Below are 25,501 nucleotides of genomic sequence, written 5' to 3' on the forward strand. Positions count from 1 at the left end.
GAAGGTCAGTCGTGGATCGGGCGCGGGACGCGCCCGACAGGATCAACCGGGATCAGAGATCGTCGAGGAATTCCTGGATGCCGTAGAGCATCTCTTCGGCGGCTTCCTCGGCCGAGATCTCGCCATAGGCGAAGAGCTCGAGCGAGTCCTCGATGGCACCGCGCACGTCCTGGTCTTCCATGAAGGGGCTGATCGCCGGGCCGGTGGCGTTCAGCACCTGTTCCTGGGCCTTCAGCTGCATGGGCTGGAAGGCATCGGCCTCAGAGAGCTGCGACAGCGCGGCGGCGGAGGCAGGCACACCGCGGGCGGTGCCCATGGCGGCGATGCCTTCGGGCTCGTTCAGCATGCAGTTGACGATCTGGGCCGCGGCCTCGGGCTCGTCCGTATTGGCCGAGATCGAGAAGACCATGGAGGCCTTGCGGTAGATGCCTTCGGTCTTCTCGCCGTCCTGGGACAGCATGCCGACGTAATCAAGCTCCATCCCCTCGGCGAGCGGATCGGAGATCTTGAAGTAGGTGGAATCCCACTGCAGCGTGCCGGCGATCTCGCCCCTGGACCACTTGGGGTTCTCATGCAGCGCGATGTTGCCCGCCGCCGCCACGTCGCCCCAGGGCTGGATCACGTGATTGTCCACCAGCGACTGGTAGAAGGTGATGCCGTCGACGATGTCTTCCTTCGACCAGGTGACCTCGTTGGTGGTCGGGTCGATGAAGGGGGTGCCGGTCTTCTGGGTGACGTAGGCCTGCATGATCAGCGAGGCGTCCAGACCGATGCCCTCGAAGGGATAGTACTCCTCGCCCAGCTTCTCGGCGAAGACGGGGCCCGCGGCCTTCAGATCGTCCCAGGTCTGGGGCAGTTCGAGCCCGGCCTTGTCGTACATCGTCTTGTTGAAGACGAAGATCCGGCCGGTGGTCGACAGCGGCAGACCGTTCAGCTTGCCGTTGCGGGTGCCCGCGGCCAGCTGGTCTTCGGTCCAGTTGGAGAGGTCGATGGTGTCCGACAGTTCGTAGAGATCGGCGAAGCCGTCGCCGTTCTTCGAGAAGATCGGCAGCCAGGGCCAGTTGATCTGCATGATGTCGGCTTCGGTCTTGCCCGCGATCTGGGTGGCGACCTTTTCAAAGTGGCCCGACCAGCCGGTGAATTCGGGCTGGATGGTGTGGCCGTGCTTCTCGCCACAGACCTTCAGCGCTTCCTGGGTTGCGGCATGGCGGCTGTCTCCTCCCCACCAGCTCATGCGCAGATCGGCGGCCTGGGCCGAGCCGCTGAGCGCGGTGCCGGCGAGTGCCATAGCAATAAACGTCTTTTTCATGTTTTCCTCCCTGAACAGACGTTGGTCTTAGTCGGCGGGCAGCGACACGTTCGCGCCGCTCTCCGCGTCGAAGATGTGGATATTCGCCCCGAGGGGACGCAGACCCACCTGGTCGCCGCGCCCGATCTTCTTGTCGAGTTCGGCCGAGGGGACGACCACGACGAACTGGGCCCCCTCCACTTCCACGTGCAGGTTCACCTCGTGTCCGAGGAATTCGATATTGCTGACCGTGCCGGTGAAGGCATTGGCCTCATCCGCCGCGACCACCTGCAGGTGCTGCGGTCGGATGCCCAGCGTCACCGGCCCCTCCTGCGCGCTCAGGCGCGAGGCCAGGCCTTCGGCAACGGTGATCTTCTGGCTGCCGGCGGTGAGCACGGGCAGAGCGCCGTCATGGGTCAGGGTGCATTTGACCAGGTTCATCTCGGGCATGCCGATGAAGCCCGCGACGAAGTCATTGGCCGGGCGTTCATAGAGCGTCGTCGGATCGGCGACCTGCATGATATGGCCGTCCTTCATCACGCAGATGCGGTCGCCCATGGTCATCGCCTCGACCTGGTCATGGGTCACGTAGACCACCGTCGCGGGCCGTCCCTCGGAGCGCAGGCGCTTGTGCAGGTCGGTGATCCGCACGCGCATCGAGGCGCGCAGCTTGGCGTCGAGGTTCGACAGCGGCTCGTCGAAGAGGAAGACCTCGGGGTGCTTGATCAGCGCGCGGCCCAGGGCCACCCGCTGGGCCTGCCCGCCCGAGAGCTGCTTGGGCAGCCGGTCGAGCAGCTGCTCGATCTCGAGGATGCCCGAGACCTCCTCTGTGGCGGTCTCGATCTCGGCCTTGGGCTTGCGCTTCAGCTTCAGCCCGAACGACAGGTTCCGGCGCACTTTCATATGCGGGTAGAGCGCATAGTTCTGGAACACCATGGCGATGCCGCGACGGCCGGGCACCAGGTCGTTGACCACCTGTTCGCCGATGCGAACCTCGCCGCCGGTGATGGTCTCAAGTCCCGCGATCATCCGCAGGGTGGTGGACTTGGCGCAGCCCGAGGGGCCCACGAGGACCATGAACTCGCCCTCTTCCACGTCCAGGTTGATGCCATGAACGGCCTTGAACCCGTTCCCGTAGGTCTTTTCGACCCCGCGCAGTTGCAACTCGGCCATCAGCCTTTCACCCCCCCTGTAGAGATGCCTTCGATGAAATATTTCTGGGCCATGAAGAAGACCGCGAGGCTTGGCGCCAGGGCGAGCACCGACATGGCGAGGATCTGGTTCCAGGCGAAGGCCTCGGTCGTGTCGATCGACAGCTTCAGCGCCAGGCTGACCGGATACTTGTCGACCGAGCTGAGGTAGATCAGCGGGCCGAGGAAGTCGTTCATGGTCCACATGAACTGGAACAGGCAGACCGAGATCAGCGCCGGCATCAGCATGGGCACGACGATGAAGATCAGCGTCTGCAGCGTGTTGGCCCCGTCGACGCGGGCGGCTTCCTCCATGTCGCGCGGGATGGCGCGCAGGAACTGGATGACCATGAAGACGAAGAAGGCATCGCCCGCCAGTGCCGAGGGCACCCAGAGCGGCAGGAAGGTGTTCAGCCAGCCCAGGTCCCGGAACAGCAGGTACTGCGGGATGCGCGTCACCACGTTGGGCAGCAGCAGCGTGGCGATGACCGAGGCGAAGAGGATCTTCTTGCCCGGAAACTCGAAGCGGGCAAAGCCATAGGCCACCAGCGTGCAGGAGATCGCCGTGCCGATGGTCTTGGGGATGATGATCCACAGCGAGTTCATGAAGAACCGCCCGAAAGTATAGGCCGTCGAGGTCTGCCAGCCGTCGATATAGCCCTGGATGGTCGGATTGCTGGGCCAGAAGCCGGGCGAGGAGAACATCTCGGCGTTGGTCTTGAAGCTGGCGCCGATGAGCCAGACCAGCGGGTAGACCATGATCAGGCCGACGACGGTCAGCAGCGTGTAGCGCAGCGCGGCGTTGAACCGGGCCTTGCGGCGCAGCTTGATTTCCAGCTGGGTGGGCGCTTCGCGCTCGCCGCTGCCGGAATGCTTGGGAAGATAGGAGAAGGCAGCCATGTCATTCAGCTCCGCTTGTCGCCTGCGTAGTAGACCCACTTCTTGGACGACCAGAAGGCGATGAGCGTCAGCACCATGATGATGGCGAAGAGGACCCAGGCGATGGCCGATGCGTAGCCCATGTCGAAGCTCTTGAAGGCCTCGTCATAGATGTAGAGCGGGAGCAGATAGGTGGATTTCAGGGGGCCGCCCTGGGTGATGATGTAGGGGCCGTTGAATTCCTGGAACGCCTGCACGGTCTGCATGATCAGGTTGAAGAAGATCACCGGGGTGATCAGCGGCAGGGTGATCGAGCGGAAGATCTGCCAGGGCCCCGCACCGTCGATGGCCGCGGCCTCGTAGAGCGACTTGTCGACCGATTGCAGCGCCGCGAGGAAGATCACCATGGCCGAGCCGAACTGCCAGCAGCGCAGCAGGGTGATGGTGAAGAGCGCGTTTTCCGGGTCGCCGAACCAGTTGATGCCCTCGCCGCCGAGCGCGATGATCGCCATGTTCACCAGGCCGGTGTCGGCGAAGATGTAGCGCCACAGCACCGCGATGGCGACCGAGCCGCCAAGGATCGAAGGCACGTAGTAGGCCGTGCGGAACAGGTTGATCGCCTTCAGCCGGTAGTTCAGCACCACCGCGATGAACAGCGCGAAGACCAGCTTCAGTGGCACCGTGGTGAAGACGTAGATCAGCGTGACCTTCAGCGACTTGTCGAAGGTGCGATCGCGGGTGAAGAGCTTCTTGTAATTGTCGAGGCCCACGTACTCGGGCTTCGACAGCAGGTCATAGTCGGTGAAGCTGAGGTAGAAGGACGCGAGGAAGGGGAAGGCGATGAAGAGCGCCAGCCCGATCACATAGGGCGCCACGTACCAGAGGCCGACGTATTTGCTGTCTCCGCCCATCAGGCCACTTCCTTCACAAGGCGGTCCGGCAGGTGCTTCGAGGTTGCGCGCACCATATCCGAGAACATCTGACGCGCCTCGTTGCCCCCCAGGGGTGCGACCAGCGGGTCGGTGCGGAAGAGGTCGAGGAGCCCGTCGTGGTGCCCCTCTGCCACCGCCTCGAGCAGGGCGCTCTGGCGCGCGGCGTGGTCATTGACGATGGGCGCCAGCCCCTCGGGCAGGCGACCCGCCATCATCGGCGTCACGCCAAGGCCCGAGAACATCGCGTTGCTTTCCACGATGGCGCCCATGGGCAGGTTCTCGATCTGGCCGCGATTGGGCAGGTTGACGTTCGAGACATGACTGCCGCCGCTCTTCAGCGCGATGATCTGATCCACCAGCGCCTCGTCCGAGCGTTTCGCGGACACCTGCCCCTCGCCTGCCAGCAGCGCCGCGCGGCGACGGCGCTTCTCGGCGTTGTCCTCGATGCGGAACTCCACCGGGGTCAGGCCGAAGTCCCAGTCCTGCGGCTGGGTCAGGTACTCGGCGGCGGGCAGGAACTCGACCAGGTGGCGATCACCTGCGGCGGCGGGGATGCCGAACCGGCGGAAGAGGTCGAACTTCACCCGGCTGCGGTCGTCGTAATACTGCGCCCAGCGGTCCTCGGGGTCGGGCTCATGCGCGACCCAGCCGGCCTGGAATTCCTCGGCGAAGGCGCGGTAGGCGGGCAGCATGTCCTGCCCCGCCAGGGCGATGCGGTCGACGAAGGTGAAATGGTTGATGCCAAGGACGTTCACCTCGACATCGCGGTGGGTATAGAGCGCCTCTCCGGCGCTGCGATTGCCCAGCCAGGCCACCTGCCTGCGCAGCTTGGTGACCTCGTGGCACTCGCCCCAGCACTTGATTCCGGGGAAGGCGCGGTAGAGCGCGCCGGTCAGCACCGACATCGGGTTGGTCAGGTTGCAGACATAGGCGTCGGGGGCGTGCTGGCCGATGGCGCGGCCGATCTCCATCATCATGGGGATCGAGCGCAGGGCCCGCACGAAGCCGCCCGGCCCCACCGTGTCGCCGACGGCCTGGGGCACGCCGTAGCGGCTGGGGATGTTGATATCCTCGGCCATGTCGCTGAACGAGCCCGGCAGGATCGAGACCACCACCACGTCGGCGCCGCGCAGCGCCTCTTCCATCGTGGCCGCCACCGAGTAGCGCGCCGGGGTCCCTTCCGAGACCTCGGCGAAGCGGGCGCCGAGGCGGGCGTTCTCTTCCGCCGCGGCGCGGTCGATGTCGTATAGGCGGACCTCGGCGGCGAGATGCTTGTCCGCTGCAAGGTCGGCCATCAGGCCAAGCGCCCAGTTGATCGAGCCACCGCCGATATAGGCAATGGTCACGTCCAGATTCTTCAACCCGGTATTCGTCATATGTGCTAAGCTCCTGTCAGGACGCCTCCTGCGGCCCGACAGCCTCCCCTCCGAAAGTTGTCGGACTAGTTGTATGACATCCCTTCCGCTCGACGCAACTGATTTGTTTCCGCGGCGTAGACCGCAGCCGAAAACGTGCCTTTGTTCTGAAAATACGGGTTTCCCACGGCGATACCCGAGCAGGGAAATGCCGCGCCACGGGCAAAAGCCCAGGCGGATTTTCGGCAGTCACGCTCCGCACTTGGAGGTGATCGGCGGAATTTGTCTGACAGGATTCGACGCGCCTGGACGCGGGGGATGCAAGGTCATGAAGAAAAGCTGAGAAGAGCTCTTGCGCCCCGTCGCGGGTTTGACTAGAACGCGCTTCACCGCCAGCGTGGCCCGTTCGTCTATCGGTTAGGACGCCAGGTTTTCAACCTGGAAAGAGGGGTTCGATTCCCCTACGGGCTACCACTTTTCCCACAAGCTTTACCTGACATGCCGCCCTCTTTCGGGCGCTGCGCGCATACGTCGTGAGACGGGCCCACCTGTCATGGGCCCGGCCGTCCCGTGGCCGTCTTGATTCGCGTTGTGCGGAGAGCCGCGCTCAGGCTGCGGCGCAGCCTGCCAGCGCGGCGGTATCGTCGAGGATGATCTTCACCGGCACATGGCTGGCGGTATCCAGCGCCAGCGGCCCGGCATAGACGGCACGGAAGGCCTCGGCCCCGCCGTTCAGCAGCACCGCGCGGGCCACGCCGCCGGCAAAGTGCAGCCCCTGCCCCGGCAGGAAGACCAGCAGCAGGTCCTGGGCGAGATGGGCCATCAGCCCGGCATAGAAGTTCACGTAGTCCGCCAGCTCTGCATCGCCCGAGCCCATGAGGCTCGCGGGCCGGTCATCGCGGCCGGTCGAGAGCTTCCACAGCTTCTCGAAGCCACGCCCCGAGAAGAGGTGCTCGACGGTGTCGAAACCGTGCTCGTCCGTGCCGATGCGCTCTTCGATGGCCGCGCGGATGCGCCAGGCCAGCTGCACATGGCCCATCTCGGCCTTGGGCACCACGGGTCCGGTGGGGGTGATCACGACAGGAGAGACATTGAAGCCGGTGCCGATGCCCGCCACTAGGGCCTGGTTGCCGAAGGCGGGGATATCCGGGGTCACATGATCCAGCCCGCCCGCCGTCAGCGAGGGCACCGAATAGCCAAGCGCCTCGAGATCGTTGATCAGCCGGGCGGGGGCGCCGAAGAGCTGGGTCAGCTTGCCGATGTTGAAGGCCCAGTCGCGATTGGTCAGCCGGGCATGATCGCCGGTGACCGGGCCTGCGACGGCGACGCAGATGCGCTCCAGCGGGCCGGGGGTGGTGGCGGCCAGGTAGGCCTCTGCCGCGTCATAGAAGGTGGCGAAATCATCGTTGCGATAGGAACGGATCGTCTCGGGCTTGACTTGCAGCCCCTCGGCCAGGGCAAAGCGCACATTGGTTCCGCCCACATCAGCAACCAGTTTCATCTGTCCCTCGCCACAGAAGTTTCGTCGCCGGTTGCATAGCCATTGTTAGCGGTAAAACCAATGGAAAGAAGCCATCCGGGAGGGGTTTTTTGCCCAGGGGCGCAGGTGACGCCCGGCAGGCAGGCGACCGCCCCCGCAGGAAGCAGATCCATGCGCCTTGCCGGTCCGATGATCCCGGCCCGGTCGCGGGCCCGGGGAGGACCGGAGGTGGGCAGGCCACTGGCGGCGACCGGCAATCGGGTCGCGCTGTGGCACTTTCATCGCAGCCGCGCCGCCACCGGAAAATGAGTGATCTCAACGCGCTTTCGCCGCGTCGCGGCCCCTTCTGCCATATGACCTCTAGCCGCGTCCCGACAGCCTGGCGCGGGTGCTGCGCGGGGTGGCCAGCATCAGGTTCGTCTCGCTGCCGAGGATGCCGGGGATATCGCGGATGCGGCGCAGCACCTCGTCTAAATCGGTCAAAGTCGCGGTCCCCAGCTCTGCGATCAGGTCCCACTGGCCGTTGGTGGTGTGGATCTCCTGCACCTCTGGCAGGGCCGAGAGCCTGGCCACCACGCGCTCGGCGGTACGCCCCTGGACCTTGATCATCATCAAGCCGCGCACGGGCTGCGCCACCGCATCGGCGCGCAGGATCACCGTGTAGCCCAGGATCTCTCCGCTGGCCTCGAGCCGCTCCATCCGGTTGCGCAACGTCGCGCGCGAGACCGAAAGCGCCTGCGCCAGGTCCGAGATGCTGCGCCGGCCATTGTGCCGCAGCAGGGTGATGAGGTGCCGGTCCAGGTCGTCCATCTACCATTCCGTCAATTTGATCTACCATATCGGTAGCAAGTTCTGGTCATTTTGCCAATAATTACCATTCAAACCGCCATCTCCCTGCGGCCTAGTGGCCGGGAAGGAGATCACCAGATGCAATTCAACCTGATTGGCGTGCCGCTGCAGGACGGTGCCGCGCAGCCGGGCTGCGAGATGGGCCCCTCGGCCCTGCGCACCGCCGGGATCATCCCCGCGCTGGAACGGCTGGGGCACGAGGTACGCGACCGGGGCAACGTCACCCCCCGCCCGGCCCAGGTCGTCGACCACCCGAACGCCGCCCTGCGCGCCCTGCCCCAGGTCATCGGCTGGACAGAGGCCCTGGCCGAGGTGGCCTACCGCGAAAGCGGCACCGGCGTGCCGATCTTCATGGGCGGCGACCATGCGCTCTCGGCCGGGACCGTCAGCGGCGTGGCGCGGCGGGCGGCGGAAGAGGGCCAGCCGCTCTTCGTGCTCTGGCTCGACGCCCATACCGACTTCCACGACCCCGCCAGCACCGAAAGCGGCAACCTGCACGGCACGCCGGTGGCCTATTTCGCGGGCCGGCCGGGGTTCGAGTGCTTCCCGCCCCTGCCCCACCCGGTGCCGGAAGAGCGCATCTGCATGATGGGCATCCGTTCGGTCGACCCGGCAGAGCGGCGGGCGCTCAGCGGGTCAACGGTACAGATCCACGACATGCGCGAGATCGACGAGACCGGCGTGGCGCCCCTGCTGCGCGCCTTCCTTGCACGGGTGGCCCAGGCTGGCGGGCGGCTGCATGTGAGCCTGGACGTGGACTTCCTCGAGCCCGCCATCGCGCCCGCTGTCGGCACCACGGTGCCCGGCGGCGCCTCCTTCCGCGAGGCCCATCTGATCATGGAGATGCTGCATGACTCGGGCCTTGTCACATCGCTCGACCTGGTCGAGCTGAACCCCTTCCTCGACGAGCGCGGGCGCACGGCGCACCTGCTGGTCGACCTCACCGCCAGCCTGATGGGCGAGCGTATCATGGACCGCCGGACAAGGAGCTTCGCATGACCTCTCAGACCCTCAACCTCGTGCCCTTCGTCGATGTCGACAACATGATGCGGCTGGTCCACGCCGTGGGGATCGAGCGCTTCCTGCAGGAGCTTTCCGACTACGTGGCCGAGGATTTCCGCCGCTGGCAGCTCTTCGACAAGACCCCCCGCGTGGCGGCGCATTCGCCCGATGGGGTGATCGAGCTGATGCCCACCTCCGACGGCACGCTCTACGGTTTCAAGTACGTCAACGGACACCCCAAGAACACCAGGAGCGGCCGCCAGACGGTGACCGCCTTCGGCATGCTGTCGGATGTGGACACCGGCTATCCGCTGCTGCTGTCCGAGATGACCATCCTCACCGCCCTGCGCACCGCTGCGACCTCGGCGGTGGCGGCGAAGGCGCTGGCGCGGGAGGGCTCTCGCTGCATGGCGCTGATCGGCAATGGCGCGCAGAGCGAGTTCCAGGCCATGGCCTTCCGCGCCGTGCTGGGGGTCGACCGGCTGCGGCTTTACGACATCGACCCGGAGGCCACGGCGCGTTGCCGGTCCAACCTGGCGCGTTTCGGCTTCGAGATCACCGCCTGCGCCTCGGCGGAGGAGGCCGTGGAGGGGGCCGATATCATCACCACCGCCACGGCGGACAAGCTATATGCGACGATCCTTTCCGACAACATGGTCGGCGCGGGCGTGCACATCAACGCGGTCGGCGGCGACTGCCCCGGCAAGACCGAGCTGCACCGCGATATCCTGCTGCGGTCCGAGATCTTCGTGGAATACCCGCCGCAGACCCGCATAGAGGGAGAGATCCAGCAGCTGGACGAGGATTATCCGGTGAAGGAGCTCTGGCAGGTGCTTTCGGGCCAGATACCGGGCCGCACCGATACGGCACAGGTGACGCTCTTCGACAGCGTGGGTTTTGCCACCGAGGATTTCTCGGCCCTGCGCTACGTGCGCGATCAGCTTGCGGAGCACGCCTGCTACCAGGACCTCGACCTGCTGGCCGATCCCGACGAGCCGCGGGATCTTTTCGGCATGCTGATGCGCGCGGCCCCGGCGCGGCGCAGCGCCTGAGATCGGGGGCGGGCCGCGTCCCGCTTGGCCCCATGTTGCGCAGGACCCGAGGCCTGGCCGCCAGTGGCCGGGCCTCAGGCCATGCGCGGGGCCTTGGGTGTCAGAACGACCAGAGCCCCAGCCGAAGGGTCAGTTTCCTCGCCACGGCACGCAGCCTGTTCGTCAGCAGGCGCTTGCGCTTGAGAAAGCCGTAGTTCCAGCGCTTTTCCCCGGCGGCCCGGCTGCTGCGCCCGGCCTCGATCGTGCTTTCGCTGTCCCCCGGGCGGACCAGTGGCGGCCAGACCGCAAGGCCCCGCCCCGAGCGCACCATCTCTTCGCGCAGGAAGAAGTCCACCGGCAGGCGCACGCGGGCGTGGGCCTCGATGAAGCGCCGGGCGCCGGCGCGGCTCCAGAGCAGGGCGCGGGTGGTCATCGGGAAGTAATGCGCCGCCACCAGCGCATGGCCCTCGCCGCAGGACCCGAGCCGGGTGAAGTACTTCAGCCGGTCCGGTCCGAGGTGGACAACGTCGCACCGCGAGGACGCGAGCTCCGGCCGGTCAAGCAGCGCCTCCAGCGCCTGCTTGAACTCCGGCCCCACGGTGATGTCATCCTCGAAGACCAGACCATGGGGTGCGCCGCTCAGCAGCACCTGCCGCGCGGCCTCCAGGTGGCTGAGATAACAGCCGAACTCTCCGGCCGACATGGGCCGCCCGAGCAGCCGCCGGCAGGCGACCTGATCGCAATGCGCATCCCTGTCGGGGTCAAGGAACCGACCGTCCGCCGCCGGCACGCGGGTAAAGCCGATCCCGGCGCGCTCCAGCATCTCACCCGCCCGTTGCAGCCGCTCGGGGCAGCGGTCGAGGTTGATGAGGAAGACCGGGAGCGCGCGATCAACCATGCAGCACACCGTGCAGGTAGCTTCCCTTCGGCGGCATCCCGTCGTAGCGATCCAGCAGGTAGCGGCGCAGGCGGTTGTTCCACAGGTGCACGGCCATGGCACCCGCCGGCAGGTCCTCGTCCCGCAGCGCTCCGGGGTCGGCGAAACGGGCGTAGTCGTCGACCGCCACGGGGTAGAAGCTCTGTTCCGGCAGCGCATGGGCGATCTCGCCGCTCATGCGCAGGGCATGGGTCAGCCCGTTGGGCCCCAGCGACCCCCAGGGCCATCGGGCGATCCCGAGCCCGCCCGACAACAGATCCCGCAGACGGTATTTCAGCCTTCGCAGCCCGGTGACATGCGGCGGCACCCCGGTGCTCTGGGCGGTGAAACTTGCAAGGAAGTCCAGCGCGGGCGAGCCTTCGGGCAACCCCAGAACGGCGTTGTTGACGATCTCGGGCCCTTGCCAGGCGAAGACATGCTTCGAGGTGAAAGCCAGCGGCCTGATGGCCACCACGTCGAGGTCGACCCAGAGGAAATCGGTCTTCTTCAAGAGCTGGTAGCGAAAGAGGTTGGCATGCAGCGCCGCGCTGCCGTTCCTGGCGTAGCGGGTGATCCGATCCGCAGGCAGGATGTCCTGCGCGTTGCGCCAGCTCACCCCTTCGGGCAGGTCCGGCAAGGGCGCATAGCTGAAGACGGTCATCCGGTGCCCGCTGCGCAGGAAGGAGGCCATCGAGGCAAGCTCGATCGGTCCCAGGGGCGAGCCATCCCAGAAGCTGGCGACGGCGCGTGCGGAGGGGGCGGTCTCAGGCAAGGCGCTGCTCTTTCTGGGGAGCGGCAACGTCCTCGCCCCCGAAAACCAGCTCCGAGACCATTTCCTCGGCCCCTTCGGGATAGAAGATCCGGTCGGCGGAGCCCGGACAATGGGTCAGCTCGCCGATACGGAACTCGTTGCCGCTGACATACATGTCGACGCGGACGAAGTCGAAATGGGCCCCCAGCTTCTCGGCGGCGGCGACCATCTCGTCGAGGCAGGCGGGCCGCGGGTATGGCCCGGTCGCCTCAGGCTTGCCGAAGGAAACTTTCAGCTCCTGCCACTGGCGCGTATAGACCCTGCGGGTGTGCTGGCGGTGGCGGTCGAAGTCCACGTGCACGACGCCGACCCTGCCCTTGTAGACGTAGAACTTCACATCATCGGCAAAGCGGGAGCCGAAGACGAAGGGTTCGACGATGATCTTCGGCGTCAGGCCCAGGTAGTTCCGTTCGCGGGTGACCTTGTGGTGTGTGCTGCGCAGCCACCGCTTCAGCCGCTTGCGGTCGATCTGCCCGTCCTCGGTGCAGAGCACCGCGCCCGAATGGGCCGTGCCCTTGACGAAACAGGCCTGCGGAAAGCTGTAGGCGTCGATCTCCTCGGCGCTGCGCAGCACCGCCAGCGTGGGCACCAAGTGGCGCTTGCCAACCACGGAGCCGATGAAATCCTTCACCAGTTCCTTGTCCGTCATCGTGCGGATGAAGGCGTCGTCCAGGTAGCCATCCCACTTCACGAAGAAGAGCCGGTCATTGTAGAGCCCGCCTCGCTTGGGGAAGCGGCCATGGAAGGAGACGAAGCGCGCCAGGGCGTAAAGCCGGTCGGTCTGCACACTGCTCGGCAACCGCTTGGTGAGCTTCTTGAAGAACAACGCAACCACGGCAAGAAATTTGCTTCGGGACAAGGCTCCGAACCTCCTGACCTATGGGTAAGTTAAGTCCCGATTAATTATCATGACTTGAATGATCGGCAAACGGAATGACCCGAAATTCAGCGCCCTGCCACAAATTGACACCCTGGATCGAAGCGTCGGGACAGCCCGCGCTCTGGCGCTGATCGAAGAGGAAAGCCGGCCTGTCCGGGGCCATGCCGGGCGTGCAGCGGTTCGGGTCAGAGCAAGGCCCTGGATTGCAGATCGCGCCACTGCCGTGGTGGCAGGCCGATCCGGCGGCGGAAGGCGGCGGTAAAGTTGCTGACGCTGGAATAGCCAAGCTCGTCTGCAATGGCCTTGATCGGCTTGCCCGCCAGCAAGCTGCGGCGCGCCAACTCCAGGCGCAGGATATCCGCGCCCTGCAGCAGCGTATGTCCATGCACCTCGCGGTAGGCAAGGGCCAGGCGGCGAACCGGCAGACCGAGGCTTAGGGCCAGTTCGGTCGGCCCCGGCGGAGACGCACCGGCAGCGGCCATGCGCGCATGGGCCTCCTGCGCCGCACGGATTTCATGCGGCGCGAGGCCGACCGGTCGCCCCTCCTCGGCCAGGGCCTCAAGATGATGCGACAGCACCAGCAGCGCCGCCCCCTCCACCAGCCGGTTGCGCAGCGGTCCACGGCTGGCCAGCGCATCGCGCACTGTCTCTCGCAGGTGGTTCGGCAAAGGGGCCGGACGATGGTAGCTGCCGCGCGCGGCCCGACGCAGAACCGCGCGAACGGGGCGCGGCACATCCGCCCCGAACCAACGCTCTATCGCCTCGAAGGAGGCCTCGACGCCGAAGCCCTCGCTGATCGCATCGGGAAAATGGAAGTTCATCGCCGGCGCTCCGGGACTGATCAGCCCCGCAAGCTCGCTATCCACCTGGGTGCCGCAGGTCATCTCGGCGCGGAAACCTCCGATCAACGGGACTTGCGTGAACAGGTAGTCGGTGCCCCTGGCCCCGGTGACCTCGACCGTATGGTTGGGGTCCGGAGACTGTATCCGGGTCACGCTCCAGAAGAGTCCGCCGGCCGCCGGCGCGGCGACCTGGCTATGAGCCATGTCGATCTCTCCGGCATGCACCTTGGCCTGCCCATCGGCGTCGATGTAGAAAGCGCCCCGTTCCGACGGTGCGGCGCGCCCCGTTCGTTCCGAACTGCGACCTGTCATCCGAGCTCCCCTCACGCAGCGCCATTGCTGCCCCGGCAGCCCTAGGGTGCGGGTCAGGATATTCTCAACGTTTCTCGCCCATTAGCCACGAAGTAAAGCGATGTGGACGAGAGAAACCGGGGACATCCCCCTCGCCTTGATTTTAGGTCACACCCGGCAGGCGTCCAGCGCCCTGCGCCGAGAGCGCAATTGCCGATGAAGCGGGCACCGGATGACGCGGTCACCGGATAAAGCGGACACGGGATAAAGCCGACACGGGCCCGCGGCTGGCCAATCTCCGCGTCCCCTGCCCTAGAGCTTGTTGATCGAGTTCCCGCCATCCGCGATCATTGCGGTCCCGGTCACGAAGGAGGCGTGATCGGACAGGAGAAAGAGCGCCGCCTGGGCGATCTCGGATGGATCCGCCATGCGCTTCAGCGCGTGGAACCCGCGCACGACCTCGTGGAAACCGGCATCCTCTCCGGCCATCGCCGTCAGGGTGCCTCCGGGCAGGAGCGCATTGACGCGGATGTTCTCGGGCCCATGTTCCGCCGCCAGGACCTGGGTCATGCCGATCAGGCCCGCCTTTGCCGCCGCATAGGCGCCCATGCCAGGCAGCCCGATCGTATGTCCGACGAAGGAGGACGTGAAGACGATCGAGCCGCCGCCGCGTCTGCGCATCGCCGGTATCTGGTGCCTTGCCGCGTGGAAGCCGCTGTCGAGGTTCACCGCCATCACCTTTTGCCAGTTGTCCTCATCCATGTCGGGGATAGGTCCCATGTCTCCTGTTGTGCCGGCGTTGTTGAACGCCCCATCAAGGCCACCGAAGCGCTCTTCGGCGCGTCTCACCAGGGCTTCTGCGTAGCTGCTTTCTGCAACGTCCCCGGCGATGAAATCTGCCTCGCCACCGTCGGCCAGGATCTCGTTGGCGGTCTTCTCGAGCAGTTCAGCCCGGCGCGCACCAAGGACAAGCCTCGCACCCTCTGCGGCGAAAATCCTTGCTGCCGCCGCTCCGATACCGCTGCTCGCGCCGGTGATGATGATTGTCTTGCCTTCAAGTCGCATGTCCGTCTCCGCTGCTGATGTGTCTGGACATGCCTAGGCGGTGCCTGGCCGCACGAGCGACCCGCTTCCTGCGCATTCGCCCCTGCGGGCGACGCGCGCTCAACAGAAAAACAGCGTTTCTCAATAGTCTGGGCGCATGCGGGCGGCGCGGACGATGGCTATGCTGCGCGACGAAATGGATGCCGGCACCAAGCGAGGCCGGCCAAGCCACATCGTGACAGGTCCTCTGCCTGCCGCCCTGCCATGGGTGGCAACCTGCCCGCGCCCGTCGCGGAGCGGGTCCTCTGGACCTGTCTCACAACCAGGGAATCGTGATGTCTTCCATCTGTTCACTCTCGCACCGGCCCCCTCAGAAGGCCTCAGCCTCATCCCGCCGGACGGGCCTGTCCCTGCGTGCCTGCCTGGCCGGTCTGCTGCTGGCGATCCTGCTGCCCGACGCGGCCCTGGCCGAGGCCCGCCCGCGCTGCCACGACCCGGCCGATGCGGGGACCATGGGACAGACCCGCTGCGAGGGGGATTCCATCGTCACCGATCGCGCGGAACTGGTCGCGGGGGCCACCATTGTGCGAGGGTTGCCGGGGCAACCGGACAACTTCGACGGGGTCACCCTTGCTGGGACCATTCCCGACTGGCGCCCACTGTGGAGCACCGCAGGTGTGGCGGCACCCGTCGTGACCGGGGTCCGGGGGCTGACGCCCGACGGGTACTACCGCAAGGGAGAGACCATCGAGATCGCGGTCGACTTCGACATGCCCGTCACTGTCGATACCGGCGGCGGCACCCCATTCCTCTACTTGAACTACATCTATACAGCGCCGCCCCTTCCCACGGCCGAATTCGACCGGATGCAGGGAGACAGCACATTGGTCTTCACTTTCGAGGTCAACGCGGTGGATAATCACGACGCCCTCGACTACCAAGGCACCGATTCGCTGAGCCTCAGAGATGCGGTCATCGCAAGCCTGGCGGGCGTTGCGGCGGATCTGACCCTGCCCGCCCCCGGCACCGAAGGCTCCCTTTCGGCCAATTCGCGGATCTTTCTCGACCGTTTCCTTCCAACGGTGACCCTGCAGATGCCGGGGGCGCGGCTGAGCTCTCCGGATGCCTTCGAGTTGACCGCGACCTTCAACGAGCCTGCCATCGACCTTGATACCTCGAAGTTGAAGGTCACCCATGGCGCGGTGACCGGGATCAGCAAGACCAGCGACATGGTCTATGCGGTGACGATCACCCCCTCGGGCGAAGGCGATGTGACGGTCGAGGCCGCGGCAGGCCTGGCCACCGACCGGGCCGGCAACCCCTCGAAGGCCGGCGCGGCGGTGACGGCGCTCCTGGACATCACCCCGCCGGTGATCAGCGGCATGCCCGAGGACATCGAGGTGGACACCCTGCCGGGCGAAGATCACGCGGTGGTCAGCTGGACGCCGCCCTCGGCCAGCGACGAGCTGGCCCTGGACCGACTGACCGCCTCGCACGCGCCCGGCTCGAGCTTCCCCGCCGGCACCACGACGGTCAGCTATGTCGCCCTGGACACCACCGGAAACCGCACCGAGGCGAGCTTCAAGATCACCGTCACCGATATCGAGGGCCCGAAGATCAGCGGCATGCCCGACGATATCGTCACCGACACCGATCCGGGCAAGGACGTCGCCACTGTCACCTGGACAGAGCCCAAGGCCAGCGACAACGTCGAGGTGACCTCCTTCACCGCGGACCATGCCTCTGGCGATACCTTCCCGCTTGGCACCACCAAGGTCACCTATGTCGCGCTGGATGATGCCGGGATGCGTGCCGAACAGAGCTTCACCGTCACCGTCGGCGATGCCGAGGCGCCGGTGATCTCGGGCCTGCCAGAGGATATCGAGGTGCCGACCGACCCCGGCGAGAACACCGCGCGTGTCTCCTGGACAGAGCCCAAGGCCAGCGACAACGTCGGGGTGACCTCCTTCACCGCGGACCATGCCTCTGGCGATACCTTCCCGCTTGGCACCACCACCGTCACCTATACCGCCACCGACAGCGCCGGGCTGAAGACCACTGCCAGCTTCCAGGTCACCGTCCAGCGTCGGGGCTACGTGCTGGCTGACACGCAGCTCAGCGCCTCTCCGGACCGGATCCTGGCCGATGGCCGGGACCAGTCGCTGATAACCGTGACGCTTTACGATGACGTGGGATATCCGCTGGGCTACGGCGGCGCCGAGGTCGCGCTTGAGACCACGCTCGGCAGCCTCGGCACGGTCAGTGACCTGGGAGACGGGCGCTATACCACGACGCTGACCGCCGGCACCTTCTCGGGGACGGCGCGGGTCTCGGCGACCGTTGGTGGCCAGGCCGCCACCGAGGGCACCGTGGTCTTCGAGGTCGACACGGATTTCGTGGTCGCAGAAGTGAGCGCGCGCAGCCGCGCCTTCAGCCAGCGCCGCATCAGCCGCAGCTTCTCGACCCAACCGGGCGGGCTGGGGTTGGACAACCGCCGCAGCGAGACAGCGGGGCTGCGCTTCGCCGCCGGGCTCGACGCCCAGGGCGGCGGCTTCGCCGGATCGCTGGCCTTTGCCGGGCAGACGGGCTCCCGCCCCTCAGGCCGGTTCAATCTGGACGACAGCGACAGCGCGGGGCGGACCGGGGCGCTGGACCTACAGGGCAGCTGGATGGACGCCGAGGGGCGCTGGCACGGCTGGGCGGAACTTGCCTGGAGCCGCCACGAGACCGGAGACACCCGCGGCAGCTACGGCGTATTGCACCTGGGTCTCGACCGGCTGATGTCCGAGGACCTGGCGCTTGGCCTGATGCTCAGCCTTGACCGGATGGAAGAGACGAGCAGCCCCCATGACCACCAGGACGGCAGTGGCTGGATGGCTGGCCCCTACCTGCTGGCGGAACTGCGCGAGGGGCTGTTCCTCAGCTCGCGGCTGGCCTTCGGCGCGGCGCGGGACAGCGGCAGCTACGACCTCTACGAGACCGGCACCCCCTGGACCGGCGCGCGCGACAGCCGGCGGGCGCTGGCCATGGCCGCGCTCTACGGCACGACGGATTGGCGCGGGCTGAGCTTGACCCCGCAGATCGAGCTGGCCTGGGGCGGAGAGCGCATCGGCGCCTTCGCGGTCAGCGACGGTTTCGGCACGGCCATGGTGCCCGAGAGCGAGGTCTGGGCTGCGCGCCTGGCGCTTTCGACCCGCATCGCCTGGCAGGCAGGTCGCGGCAGGGCCTGGATCACCCCGGCCCTGCACTGGGACGCCGATTCCGAGAGCACCCCCACCACCGCCTCCGCCGCCCTGGAACTGGGCCTGGCGAGCAGAGCAGACGGTCCCTGGATCAGCGAGGCTTCCCTTTCGGCAGAAGGGCTTGGTGCCGCCGACCGGGAAGCCTGGACCGTCCGCTTGAGCACTGCCGCCCGGTTCTGAGGCAGGCGGTAGGTCTGGCGGGGTCCGGGACAGACCCCGCCAGACCACTTGAAGAGAGCCCGCGTTCCAAGATTGCCCCCGCGCCCCGCTCCGATTGGCCGGGCACGAAGGCGCCGGTCACACCACGACGACCCGGAAGCCATTGCCGCGCCAGAACCCGTTGGGTTCAAGGCTGCCACGGTAGATGCCATTGGCCTTGACCCGGCCGGACGAGAAACAGCCACCGCGCAGGACCCGGCGCACGGAGGGGGGCGCATCAAGCGCTTCGCGTCCGTCGCAGGCCCAGGGGAAACGGTAGCTTGGCGTGGCCATGTCATCGCCCCAGAGGGTCGTGCACCACTCCCAGACCTGTCCGGCCATATCCAGGCATCCCACGGGCGAGGCCCCCTCGGGGAAGAGCCCGACGGTGCAGATGTCGTTGAACCCGGTTTCCTCGTCATTGGCCCGCTCGGCGGCCCAGTCCTCTCCCCAGGGGTAGGTTAGGCCCGAGAGACCGCGCGCTGCGGCCTCCCATTCCCGTTCCATGGGCAGGCGCACGGTGTCCTGCGGGCCGATGCGGCCTTCGGCGCGCCAGAGAAGGGTCACCCAATCGCAATAGGCGCGTGCATCGTGCCAGGTCAGATCCGTCGCCGGATGGCTGGCGCGTTCGGGCAGCCGCCCGTTGGCCGTCCGCCATGCGCGGCCGGTCTCCTCGATGAAGCGAAGATAGGCCCCGCAGGTCACCGGGTAGACGCCGATGCGGAAGGCGGGCAGCGTCACGCAATGCGCAGGTGCGGAATTGGGGTGCAACTCGCCGCCCATTTCATAGTCACCCGCCGGCACCGCCACCAGGGCCTCCAGAGGCCGGGGGTCGCCCAGGCGGGCCAGGGCTTCGCCCGCGCGTCGGCGCAACGACGGGGCCGCGCCGCCTTCGGCAATGGCGCGGGCCAGGGCCGTGGCCATGCCCGGCGCGGTCTCATCGTCCGAGGGCGTCAGGTCGGCGGCGGCCAGCAGCAGCGGCAGGGAGCCCGTTTCGGCAAGCGCTGCCGCCAGTTTCACATCCGCGCCACGTTCCGCCACCAGAAGCCGCAGGGGACCACCCCAACGGGCGCGGTCGGCGACAGTCCGCGCGGCGATCTCGTCGGCCGGAAGACCGGCAAGGGCTGCCGCGTCGCGGGACTCCTGCAACCAGGCATCGGTCACGTCCAGCCTCGCCGCGTCGGCGAGGTCGAGCGGGCGCCCCTGTGCCAGCGACAGCGCCCAGAGACCGGGCTGCACCCAGGTCTCGGCGCAGGGATCTGCGAGGCCACTGCCCGCAAGGGCGGCGCGGCGCTCGGGCTTCAGAAGCGGCAGCAGCGCATGGGCACGCAGGTCCGGGTGCAGGCGGATCTCTTCCAAGGCGCCGCTTTCGCAGAGCACCAGCAGGCGGCCATCAGGGGTCTCGGAGAGCCAGGCCATCGCCTCTTGCACCAGGGCCGAGGGGTCGGCCTCGGCTTCCAGCCCGTCAAGGATCAGCAGCACCGGCTCGCCCGCCGTGGCGGCGCGGGAGAGCGCCTTGCCCCCCTGCCCCGGTTCCGACAGGATCGGCAGGGGCAAGCCCGCCTCCCAGACCTGTGGCAGCACCTGCCCCTCGGGGTTGCGGACCACCGGACGGCAGAGCGCCTCGGGCAGCTGCGACGGGTCGCCCTGCCGCGCCGCGTTCAGGGCCTCTGCCAGCATCTGCGCCAGGACGGTCTTGCCGCCGCCGCGCGGCGCGTGCAGCAGCTGTGCGCGGTGCATCGAGACCATCTCGGGCGCCGTGAACTGCACGGCGATTTCGGGCTCGGCCCCATCCGCAAAGACCCGCAGCCCCTTGGCCGCGCGGTCTTCGTGGGTAAAGCCCGCAAGCCGCGGTAGGATTGGAAGCTCGATCATTTGAACAGCTTGGCAACGTCCGGGTTGTGGAACCGCTGGATCTCGATCGCGTAGCCTGCCGGGTCCTCGAAGAAGAAGTGCTCGCAGTAGGTGCCGCGCAGGATCTCGGACAGGCCGGTGACGCCGGCGTCCTTCATCTTGGCGTGCCAGCCCGGCACGTCTTCGGAGACAACGGTCAGCAGCGTCGCGCTCTGCGGTTGGTGCTTCAGGTGGCCCTTGTTGCCGTCGACGATGCCGAAGTAGGCGTTGCCCGCGATGCGGTAGATCCGCGCCAGGCCCTGGTCGAGCACCAGCTCGAAGCCCAGCACGTCCTCGTAGAAGGGGGCCACCGAGTGGATGTCCTCGTAGTAGTAGAAGGTGATCGCGCATTCCTTGAGCATGATCGGGGTCCTTTCGGTCTTGTCTGTGAACTGGGGGCCGCCACCGCGCTCAGGCGATGCGCAGGATCCCCTTGTGATCGAGGCTCAGCCCCTGCAGCGCGGGGACATGCGCCAGGCAGAGCACTGGATGGAAGAGATAGGCCCAGGGCGGGGCCGCCTGCAGGCGGCGCAGCAGGCGGCCGTAGGCCGTGGCCCTCTCGGTGGTGTCGGTCAGATGGCGTGCCGCGTCGAAGCCTGCGTCGACCTGCGCATCGCTGACGCCCTGCCACCACACCGCCCGGCTGAGGCTGGAGATCTTGTCGTCCAGCACGCGGAAGGTGCTGTGCGGAGAGCTGTCGAAGATCGCCGCGTCGCCCATCCGTTTCTCGCCGATGTCACGGGCGTATTGCGGGCGATCCTCGGCGATCTCGACGCGGGTCTCGAAACCTATGGCATTCCAGGCCTCGGCCATGAAGCGCGCGATCTCGGGGGCCCCTTCGGGCATGTAGGTGGGGCTGCGCAAGACGACCTCACGCGGTCCCTCGGACAGCGCCAGCAGGCGGCGGGCCTCTTCGGGATCGTAGCGCAGGGGCGAGAGCCCGCCCGCCTCATGGCCGAAGTGCCAGGGGCTGACGATGGTATCCGAGGGCTGGGCGAGACCGCCCATGACCTCTTCCGCCAACCGCTGGCGATCCAGCGCCAGGTTGGCGGCCAGGCGGGCGTTCGGATCGGTGAAGGCGCCCTCGAAGCCGTTCATGTAGGCCATGACCGACAGCGTGCTGGTCTGCTCCTGCCAGGCGAACCCGTCGATCCCGCGCAGGATGTGTTCGAGCCGTTCCATGTGGGTGGCGGCCTGCACCTGCCCCGCTTGCAGCGCGGCAAGGCGATCCTCGGCCAGGGGCATTGCGACAAAGCGCAGCTGGCGACCATCCTCGCGGCGCCGCAACAGGACCTGCTGGCCTGCGGTGAAGTCCTCGACCTGCCAGGGCCCGGTGCCGAGGACCGGCCGCCCGGCGGCATCCATCCGTGGCAGGTAGAATTCCGACAGGATCTCGGGCAGGTCCGGGAAGGGCTTCGGCGTCTCGATCGTCAGGGTCGGACCATCTGCCGTGATCTGCGCGCCCGCCAGGTAGCGGGCATAGGACCAGGGCATGCCGAACATGTCGCGGGAGTCGAGGATACGGGTGATGAACTCGGCCGCGTGCTGGGCCAGGACCGGGGTGCCATCGTGGAACGCCTTGCCCTGCGGCAGGTGCAGCTGCCAGCGGCAGCCGCTGTCGTCCAACCGCCATTTCGCGAAGAGGCCCGGCCGGATCTCGCCATCCAGCCAGCGCAGCATCGGCTCAAGCACCAGTGATTTCAGGGTCAGGACGCTGCAATCATCGGTCACGCGATCCGGCGGCAGGAAGTCGATCTTCTCCAGCGCGATGGTCGGGATGGAAGGAAGGCTCATCAGGACTGGCTCCGGCGACGGGGATTGAACCAATCGGCCAGCGAGTCACCGATCAGGTTGAAGGACAGGACCGCCAGCAGGATCGCGAAGCCGGGTCCAAGCGCCGTCCAGGGGCTGGAACGCGCGAAGGCGAGGTTGGCCGAGACATCCGCGCCCCATTCGGGCATCGGCGGCTGCGCACCGAGGCCCAGGAAGCCAAGGCTGGCCGTTTGCAGGATGGCACTGCCCACATTGAGCGAGGCCTGCACCAGCAGCGGCCCGATGGCATTGATCAGCACGTAGCGCAGCAGGATCCGCCGCCGTGGCAGGCCAAGCGCATGCGCGGCATCGACATAGAGCCTCGAGGACACGGCCAGCGCCTGGCTGCGCGCAACGCGGGCGAACTGCGGCGCCATGGTGATCGCCACGGCGATCATGGCGTTCTCGAGGCTGGGCCCGAAGGCCGCCGCCAGTGCAATCGCCAGCACGAGCGCCGGGAAGGACAGCATGGCATCGACGATCCGCATGATCAGCGTATCGAGCCAGCCGCCGGTGAACCCCGCGACGACCCCGAAGAAGACCCCGATGGCAAAGGCGATCCCCACCACGAGGATGCCGATGGCCAGGGTGTAGCGCCCGCCGTGCACCAGTCGGGCCAGCATGTCGCGGCCGAAGCTGTCGGTGCCCAGCCAGTGCCCCGGCCCCGGCGGCAGAAGCTTGGCGCTCATGTCGATGGCGGTCGGGGATTGCACCAGGAACGGGCCGATCAGCACCGCCAGCAGCAGCGCCCCCAGGATACCGGAGCCGACCATGGCCAGGGTGTTGCGACGAAGGAAATGGATCAGTTCACGCATTGGCCTGCCCCCTTATTTCATCTTGCGACGGACGCGGGGGTCCAGCACGGCGTAGAGAACATCGACCAGCAGCGAGGTCAGCATGAAGAGCAGGGCGAAAACCAGCGTCGCGCCCTGGATGACGGGGTAGTCGCGGTTGCGGATGGCCTCGAACATGAAGCGCCCGATACCCGGCCAGCTGAAGATCGTCTCGGTCAGGATGGCGCCGCCCAGCATCTCGGCGAACTTCAGGCCGACCACGGTGATCGCCGGCAGCAGCGAGGTGCGCAGCGCGTGGCCATAGATCACCTCGCGGCGCGACAGGCCCTTGGCGCGGGCGGTGCGCACGTAGTCTTCGCCCAGGGTCTCAAGCATCGTCGCACGGACGAAGCGGCCCAGGGTCGCGGCCAGGAAGGCGGCCAGCACGGTGACGGGCAGGATCATGTGCAGCAGCACGCTCGAGACCGCGCCCGGCTCGCCCGAGAGCCAGGCGTCGATCAGCGCGAAGCCGGTGACGTTGTCGACGAAGAGATAGCTGGACATCCGCCCCGAGACGGGCAGCCATCCCAGCCAGGTGGCAAAGACCAGCTGCAACAGCAGCGCCAGCAGGAAGGCCGGCATCGACACACCCGTCAGCGACAGGATGCGGACGCCATGATCGAAGCCCGAGTTCGCGCGGGTGGCGGAGAGCACGCCGATCGGTGTCCCGACCAGGATGGCCACCAGCACCGCGGCGATGGAAATTTCAAGAGTTGCGGGCAGGCGCAACAGCACCTCGTCCAGCACCGGCTGGCCCGATTTCAGCGACACACCCATGTCGCCCTGCGCCAGTCCCGCCACGTAGTGCCACAGCTGCAGCAGAGCGGGTTCGTCGAGGTTGAGCTGCGCCCGCAGCGCGGCGATCTGGGTGTCGGTCGCGCCCGGTCCCAGCAGCGTGACCGCCGGATCACCCGGAATCAGCCGCACCAGCGAGAAGACGATCACCAGGACCAATGCCAGGACGGGGATGAGCGACAGAAGGCGCCGCACGAGGAAAGCAAACATCGGACAGTCCGGTCAGGTAGGGGATGCCGGCCCGGACGAGAGCGTCCGGGCCGGCGTCGTGATTGAGATTTACGAAGATCAGTTCTTCGAGACGCTCCAGTATTCGTTGAGCGGCGGCGCGCTGTTGACCACCAGGCCTTCGACGTTCGAGCGGGCGAAGACGATCAGCTTGGGGCTGAAGAGATAGGCACCCGGCACCTGCTCGACTATCTCCTTCTGGATCTCACCGTAGAGCGTCTTGCGCTTCTCCATGTCCGCCTCGCCCTGGGCTTCGAGGATCTTGGCGTCCAGCTCGGCGTTCTCGGGCATGCGGAAGGTCATCGCGCTGTTCTTCAGCGCCGACAGGTAGCCGATGGTCACATGCGCGTCGGGGTCGTTGTACCAGGGCTGACGACCGTCCAGGGCCATTTCCCATTCACCCGCCACGTGCAGCGCGCGGTAGGAGGGGAATTCGGTCTGGGCGATTTCGACGTTGACGCCGATGTCGGCCAGGTTGGCCTGGACGAAGGTTGCCACCGCACCCCAGAGCGAGCCCTGGAAGCTGTAGAGCTTGACCGTCAGGTCCGACGGATCGACACCGGCTTCGGCCAGCAGCGCCTTGGCGGCTTCGGGGTCATAGCTGGGGGCCAGGTCCATGACCTCGGGATCGAAGGCCCAGCTGTTGGAGGTCAGCGGACCATAGACACGCTCGGCCGTGCCGTCGAAGACACCGGACAGAAGACCGTCATAGTCGATGGCCATGGCAATCGCGCGACGCACCCGCACATCGGTGAAGGGGCCGTCGGTCAGCGAGTTGTTGAATTCCAGCTGACGGATGATCTGCGAGGGGCTTTCCAGGATCTGGATGTCGTCGTTCTCGGCAAAGGCCGCCATCTCTTCGGAGGGAACAGCGGAAAGCTGGCCTGCCTGCTGGATGATGTCCACGCCGCCGTTTTCCAGTTCGAGACGACGGGTCGAGGCCTCGGGGATGATCGTGTAGATCAGCCGTTCCAGTTTCGGCGCACCCCGGTAGTAGTCGGCGTTGGCGTCCAGCACGACACGGGTGTCGGCCTGGTAGGCGCGGAACTTGAAGGGGCCGGTGCCGACCGGGTTGGTGGCGAAGTCGTCGCCAAGCTCACCCACGGCCGTCGGGCTGACAATGGCCGACTGCGGCTGTGCCAGGATCGACAGGAAGGCGGGATAGGGACGCGACAGGGTGAAGACCACCTCGGTTTCCGAGGGCGTCTCGATGCTTTCGATCAGACCGAGCGATGCCTCGACATAGGGGTTCATCTCGACGGTACGTTCGATCGAGAACTTCACCGCTTCGGCGTTGAACGGCGTGCCGTCATGGAAGACGACGCCATCGCGCAGAGTGAAGTCGAAGGTCATGCCGTCTTCCGAGACCGACCATTCCGTTGCCAGCCGGCCTTCCAGCTCGGCGAAGTCGGGCGCCTGCCAGGCGACGAGCGTGTCGAAGACGTTCAGGATGATCTCGGAGCCGATCGGCTCTGCCTTGTTGATGCCGGGCTCCAGGCCAGCGGGATCAGAGGGGACAGCGATCACCAGCGTCGAGGATTCCTGCGCCTGCGCCACCTGTGCGGCGAACGGCACCGTGCCCATGGCCAGCGCCGCGCCGGAGACGACCCCGAATAATCTGCGCGTGAGTTTCATGTTTCACTCCTGTGTTGGATCGGGCCAGGGCCCTTTGTTGCGCGAGCAAGCCGCGAGTTGCCCCTGCACCCTCCA

General features: G+C 66.8%; 21 protein-coding genes and 1 tRNA gene. 4 read left to right on the forward strand and 18 right to left on the reverse strand.

The window, feature by feature from the left end:
• Positions 1-52 precede the first annotated feature (52 nt).
• From CRO50_RS17060 to CRO50_RS17080, 5 genes are read right to left on the reverse strand one after another with little or no spacing between them, the layout of a single operon-like run.
• A complete protein-coding gene (locus CRO50_RS17060; RefSeq protein ID WP_232617689.1) occupies positions 53-1,309 on the reverse strand; it encodes an ABC transporter substrate-binding protein in 1,257 nt (418 codons plus the stop codon).
• Positions 1,310-1,336: 27 nt separating this feature from the next.
• Positions 1,337-2,461, reverse strand: coding sequence for an ABC transporter ATP-binding protein (locus CRO50_RS17065; RefSeq protein ID WP_097147144.1), 1,125 nt, complete (start codon positions 2,459-2,461; stop codon positions 1,337-1,339).
• Entirely contained in the window at positions 2,461-3,378 is a 918-nt protein-coding gene (locus tag CRO50_RS17070) for a carbohydrate ABC transporter permease (protein WP_198431773.1), read from the reverse strand. Before CRO50_RS17070 ends, CRO50_RS17065 begins: the two co-directional genes overlap by 1 nt.
• A 5-nt stretch (positions 3,379-3,383) precedes the next feature.
• Positions 3,384-4,268: a carbohydrate ABC transporter permease gene (locus CRO50_RS17075; RefSeq protein WP_097147145.1), complete on the reverse strand. Its 885-nt coding sequence runs from the start codon at positions 4,266-4,268 to the stop codon at positions 3,384-3,386.
• Positions 4,268-5,665 carry a family 4 glycosyl hydrolase gene (locus CRO50_RS17080; RefSeq protein ID WP_097147146.1) on the reverse strand — a complete coding sequence of 466 codons (1,398 nt, stop codon included), beginning with the start codon at positions 5,663-5,665 and terminating at the stop codon, positions 4,268-4,270. Before CRO50_RS17080 ends, CRO50_RS17075 begins: the two co-directional genes overlap by 1 nt.
• A gap of 378 nt (positions 5,666-6,043) precedes the next feature.
• Between CRO50_RS17080 and CRO50_RS17085 the strand changes: the two genes are divergently transcribed.
• Positions 6,044-6,118, forward strand: a tRNA-Glu gene (locus tag CRO50_RS17085).
• A 133-nt stretch (positions 6,119-6,251) separates the two neighbouring features.
• Here CRO50_RS17085 and CRO50_RS17090 read toward each other — a convergent pair.
• Both CRO50_RS17090 and CRO50_RS17095 read right to left on the reverse strand, forming a co-directional pair.
• Positions 6,252-7,145, reverse strand: coding sequence for a glucokinase (locus tag CRO50_RS17090; protein ID WP_097147147.1), 894 nt, complete (start codon positions 7,143-7,145; stop codon positions 6,252-6,254).
• A 339-nt stretch (positions 7,146-7,484) separates the two neighbouring features.
• Complete coding sequence (locus tag CRO50_RS17095; protein WP_097147148.1) at positions 7,485-7,934, reverse strand: Lrp/AsnC family transcriptional regulator; 450 nt, start codon at positions 7,932-7,934, stop codon at positions 7,485-7,487.
• 117 nt (positions 7,935-8,051) lie between these two features.
• On the opposite strand from CRO50_RS17095, the gene rocF reads away from it, so the two are divergent.
• On the forward strand, positions 8,052-8,972 hold the full coding sequence (rocF, locus tag CRO50_RS17100; RefSeq protein WP_097147149.1) for an arginase: 921 nt from the start codon (positions 8,052-8,054) through the stop codon (positions 8,970-8,972).
• Complete coding sequence (locus CRO50_RS17105) at positions 8,969-10,027, forward strand: ornithine cyclodeaminase (RefSeq protein ID WP_097147150.1); 1,059 nt, start codon at positions 8,969-8,971, stop codon at positions 10,025-10,027. Before rocF ends, CRO50_RS17105 begins: the two co-directional genes overlap by 4 nt.
• Positions 10,028-10,127: 100 nt before the next feature.
• On the opposite strand, the gene CRO50_RS17110 is transcribed toward CRO50_RS17105, so the two are convergent.
• The 5 genes from CRO50_RS17110 to CRO50_RS17125 form a co-directional block, all read right to left on the reverse strand.
• Positions 10,128-10,904: a glycosyltransferase family 25 protein gene (locus CRO50_RS17110; protein ID WP_157791702.1), complete on the reverse strand. Its 777-nt coding sequence runs from the start codon at positions 10,902-10,904 to the stop codon at positions 10,128-10,130.
• Positions 10,897-11,694: a hypothetical protein gene (locus CRO50_RS20245; protein ID WP_157791703.1), complete on the reverse strand. Its 798-nt coding sequence runs from the start codon at positions 11,692-11,694 to the stop codon at positions 10,897-10,899. The genes CRO50_RS17110 and CRO50_RS20245 overlap by 8 nt, the downstream gene beginning before the upstream one ends.
• Complete coding sequence (locus CRO50_RS17115; protein WP_143516951.1) at positions 11,687-12,592, reverse strand: ATP-grasp fold amidoligase family protein; 906 nt, start codon at positions 12,590-12,592, stop codon at positions 11,687-11,689. Before CRO50_RS17115 ends, CRO50_RS20245 begins: the two co-directional genes overlap by 8 nt.
• 206 nt (positions 12,593-12,798) lie before the next feature.
• Entirely contained in the window at positions 12,799-13,767 is a 969-nt protein-coding gene (locus CRO50_RS17120; protein WP_097147153.1) for an AraC family transcriptional regulator, read from the reverse strand.
• Between the two features lie 291 nt (positions 13,768-14,058).
• Positions 14,059-14,811: an SDR family oxidoreductase gene (locus CRO50_RS17125; protein ID WP_097147154.1), complete on the reverse strand. Its 753-nt coding sequence runs from the start codon at positions 14,809-14,811 to the stop codon at positions 14,059-14,061.
• A gap of 314 nt (positions 14,812-15,125) precedes the next feature.
• Between CRO50_RS17125 and CRO50_RS17130 the strand changes: the two genes are divergently transcribed.
• On the forward strand, positions 15,126-18,212 hold the full coding sequence (locus CRO50_RS17130) for an HYR domain-containing protein (protein ID WP_097147155.1): 3,087 nt from the start codon (positions 15,126-15,128) through the stop codon (positions 18,210-18,212).
• A gap of 117 nt (positions 18,213-18,329) precedes the next feature.
• Here CRO50_RS17130 and CRO50_RS20405 read toward each other — a convergent pair whose 3' ends face one another.
• The 6 genes from CRO50_RS20405 to CRO50_RS17160 all read right to left on the reverse strand — a co-directional run bounded on the left by CRO50_RS20405 (position 18,330) and on the right by CRO50_RS17160 (position 25,426).
• Positions 18,330-20,105 (reverse strand): formylglycine-generating enzyme family protein, encoded by a 1,776-nt coding sequence (locus CRO50_RS20405; protein WP_097147156.1) that lies wholly within the window; start codon positions 20,103-20,105, stop codon positions 18,330-18,332.
• Entirely contained in the window at positions 20,102-20,485 is a 384-nt protein-coding gene (locus CRO50_RS17140; RefSeq protein WP_097147157.1) for a VOC family protein, read from the reverse strand. The genes CRO50_RS20405 and CRO50_RS17140 overlap by 4 nt, the downstream gene beginning before the upstream one ends.
• A 49-nt stretch (positions 20,486-20,534) precedes the next feature.
• Complete coding sequence (locus CRO50_RS17145) at positions 20,535-21,917, reverse strand: ABC transporter substrate-binding protein (protein WP_097147158.1); 1,383 nt, start codon at positions 21,915-21,917, stop codon at positions 20,535-20,537.
• Positions 21,917-22,750 (reverse strand): ABC transporter permease, encoded by an 834-nt coding sequence (locus CRO50_RS17150; RefSeq protein WP_097147159.1) that lies wholly within the window; start codon positions 22,748-22,750, stop codon positions 21,917-21,919. The genes CRO50_RS17145 and CRO50_RS17150 overlap by 1 nt, the downstream gene beginning before the upstream one ends.
• 12 nt (positions 22,751-22,762) lie before the next feature.
• Positions 22,763-23,773, reverse strand: coding sequence for an ABC transporter permease (locus tag CRO50_RS17155; RefSeq protein ID WP_097147160.1), 1,011 nt, complete (start codon positions 23,771-23,773; stop codon positions 22,763-22,765).
• A gap of 78 nt (positions 23,774-23,851) precedes the next feature.
• Positions 23,852-25,426, reverse strand: coding sequence for an ABC transporter substrate-binding protein (locus CRO50_RS17160; RefSeq protein WP_097147161.1), 1,575 nt, complete (start codon positions 25,424-25,426; stop codon positions 23,852-23,854).
• Positions 25,427-25,501: the final 75 nt, after the last annotated feature.

This window comes from Pseudooceanicola antarcticus, from assembly GCF_900215355.1.
In the GTDB taxonomy this organism is placed as follows: domain Bacteria; phylum Pseudomonadota; class Alphaproteobacteria; order Rhodobacterales; family Rhodobacteraceae; genus Pseudooceanicola; species Pseudooceanicola antarcticus.

Coding starts and splice junctions, on each gene's coding strand:
- CRO50_RS17060 (WP_232617689.1), bottom strand. CDS start 1,309: ATGAAAAAGACGTTTATTGCTATGGCACTCGCCGGCACCGCGCTCAGC.
- CRO50_RS17065 (WP_097147144.1), bottom strand. CDS start 2,461: ATGGCCGAGTTGCAACTGCGCGGGGTCGAAAAGACCTACGGGAACGGG.
- CRO50_RS17070 (WP_198431773.1), bottom strand. CDS start 3,378: ATGGCTGCCTTCTCCTATCTTCCCAAGCATTCCGGCAGCGGCGAGCGC.
- CRO50_RS17075 (WP_097147145.1), bottom strand. CDS start 4,268: ATGGGCGGAGACAGCAAATACGTCGGCCTCTGGTACGTGGCGCCCTAT.
- CRO50_RS17080 (WP_097147146.1), bottom strand. CDS start 5,665: ATGACGAATACCGGGTTGAAGAATCTGGACGTGACCATTGCCTATATC.
- CRO50_RS17090 (WP_097147147.1), bottom strand. CDS start 7,145: ATGAAACTGGTTGCTGATGTGGGCGGAACCAATGTGCGCTTTGCCCTG.
- CRO50_RS17095 (WP_097147148.1), bottom strand. CDS start 7,934: ATGGACGACCTGGACCGGCACCTCATCACCCTGCTGCGGCACAATGGC.
- rocF (WP_097147149.1), top strand. CDS start 8,052: ATGCAATTCAACCTGATTGGCGTGCCGCTGCAGGACGGTGCCGCGCAG.
- CRO50_RS17105 (WP_097147150.1), top strand. CDS start 8,969: ATGACCTCTCAGACCCTCAACCTCGTGCCCTTCGTCGATGTCGACAAC.
- CRO50_RS17110 (WP_157791702.1), bottom strand. CDS start 10,904: ATGGTTGATCGCGCGCTCCCGGTCTTCCTCATCAACCTCGACCGCTGC.
- CRO50_RS17120 (WP_097147153.1), bottom strand. CDS start 13,767: ATGACAGGTCGCAGTTCGGAACGAACGGGGCGCGCCGCACCGTCGGAA.
- CRO50_RS17125 (WP_097147154.1), bottom strand. CDS start 14,811: ATGCGACTTGAAGGCAAGACAATCATCATCACCGGCGCGAGCAGCGGT.
- CRO50_RS17130 (WP_097147155.1), top strand. CDS start 15,126: ATGTCTTCCATCTGTTCACTCTCGCACCGGCCCCCTCAGAAGGCCTCA.
- CRO50_RS20405 (WP_097147156.1), bottom strand. CDS start 20,105: ATGATCGAGCTTCCAATCCTACCGCGGCTTGCGGGCTTTACCCACGAA.
- CRO50_RS17140 (WP_097147157.1), bottom strand. CDS start 20,485: ATGCTCAAGGAATGCGCGATCACCTTCTACTACTACGAGGACATCCAC.
- CRO50_RS17145 (WP_097147158.1), bottom strand. CDS start 21,917: ATGAGCCTTCCTTCCATCCCGACCATCGCGCTGGAGAAGATCGACTTC.
- CRO50_RS17150 (WP_097147159.1), bottom strand. CDS start 22,750: ATGCGTGAACTGATCCATTTCCTTCGTCGCAACACCCTGGCCATGGTC.
- CRO50_RS17155 (WP_097147160.1), bottom strand. CDS start 23,773: ATGTTTGCTTTCCTCGTGCGGCGCCTTCTGTCGCTCATCCCCGTCCTG.
- CRO50_RS17160 (WP_097147161.1), bottom strand. CDS start 25,426: ATGAAACTCACGCGCAGATTATTCGGGGTCGTCTCCGGCGCGGCGCTG.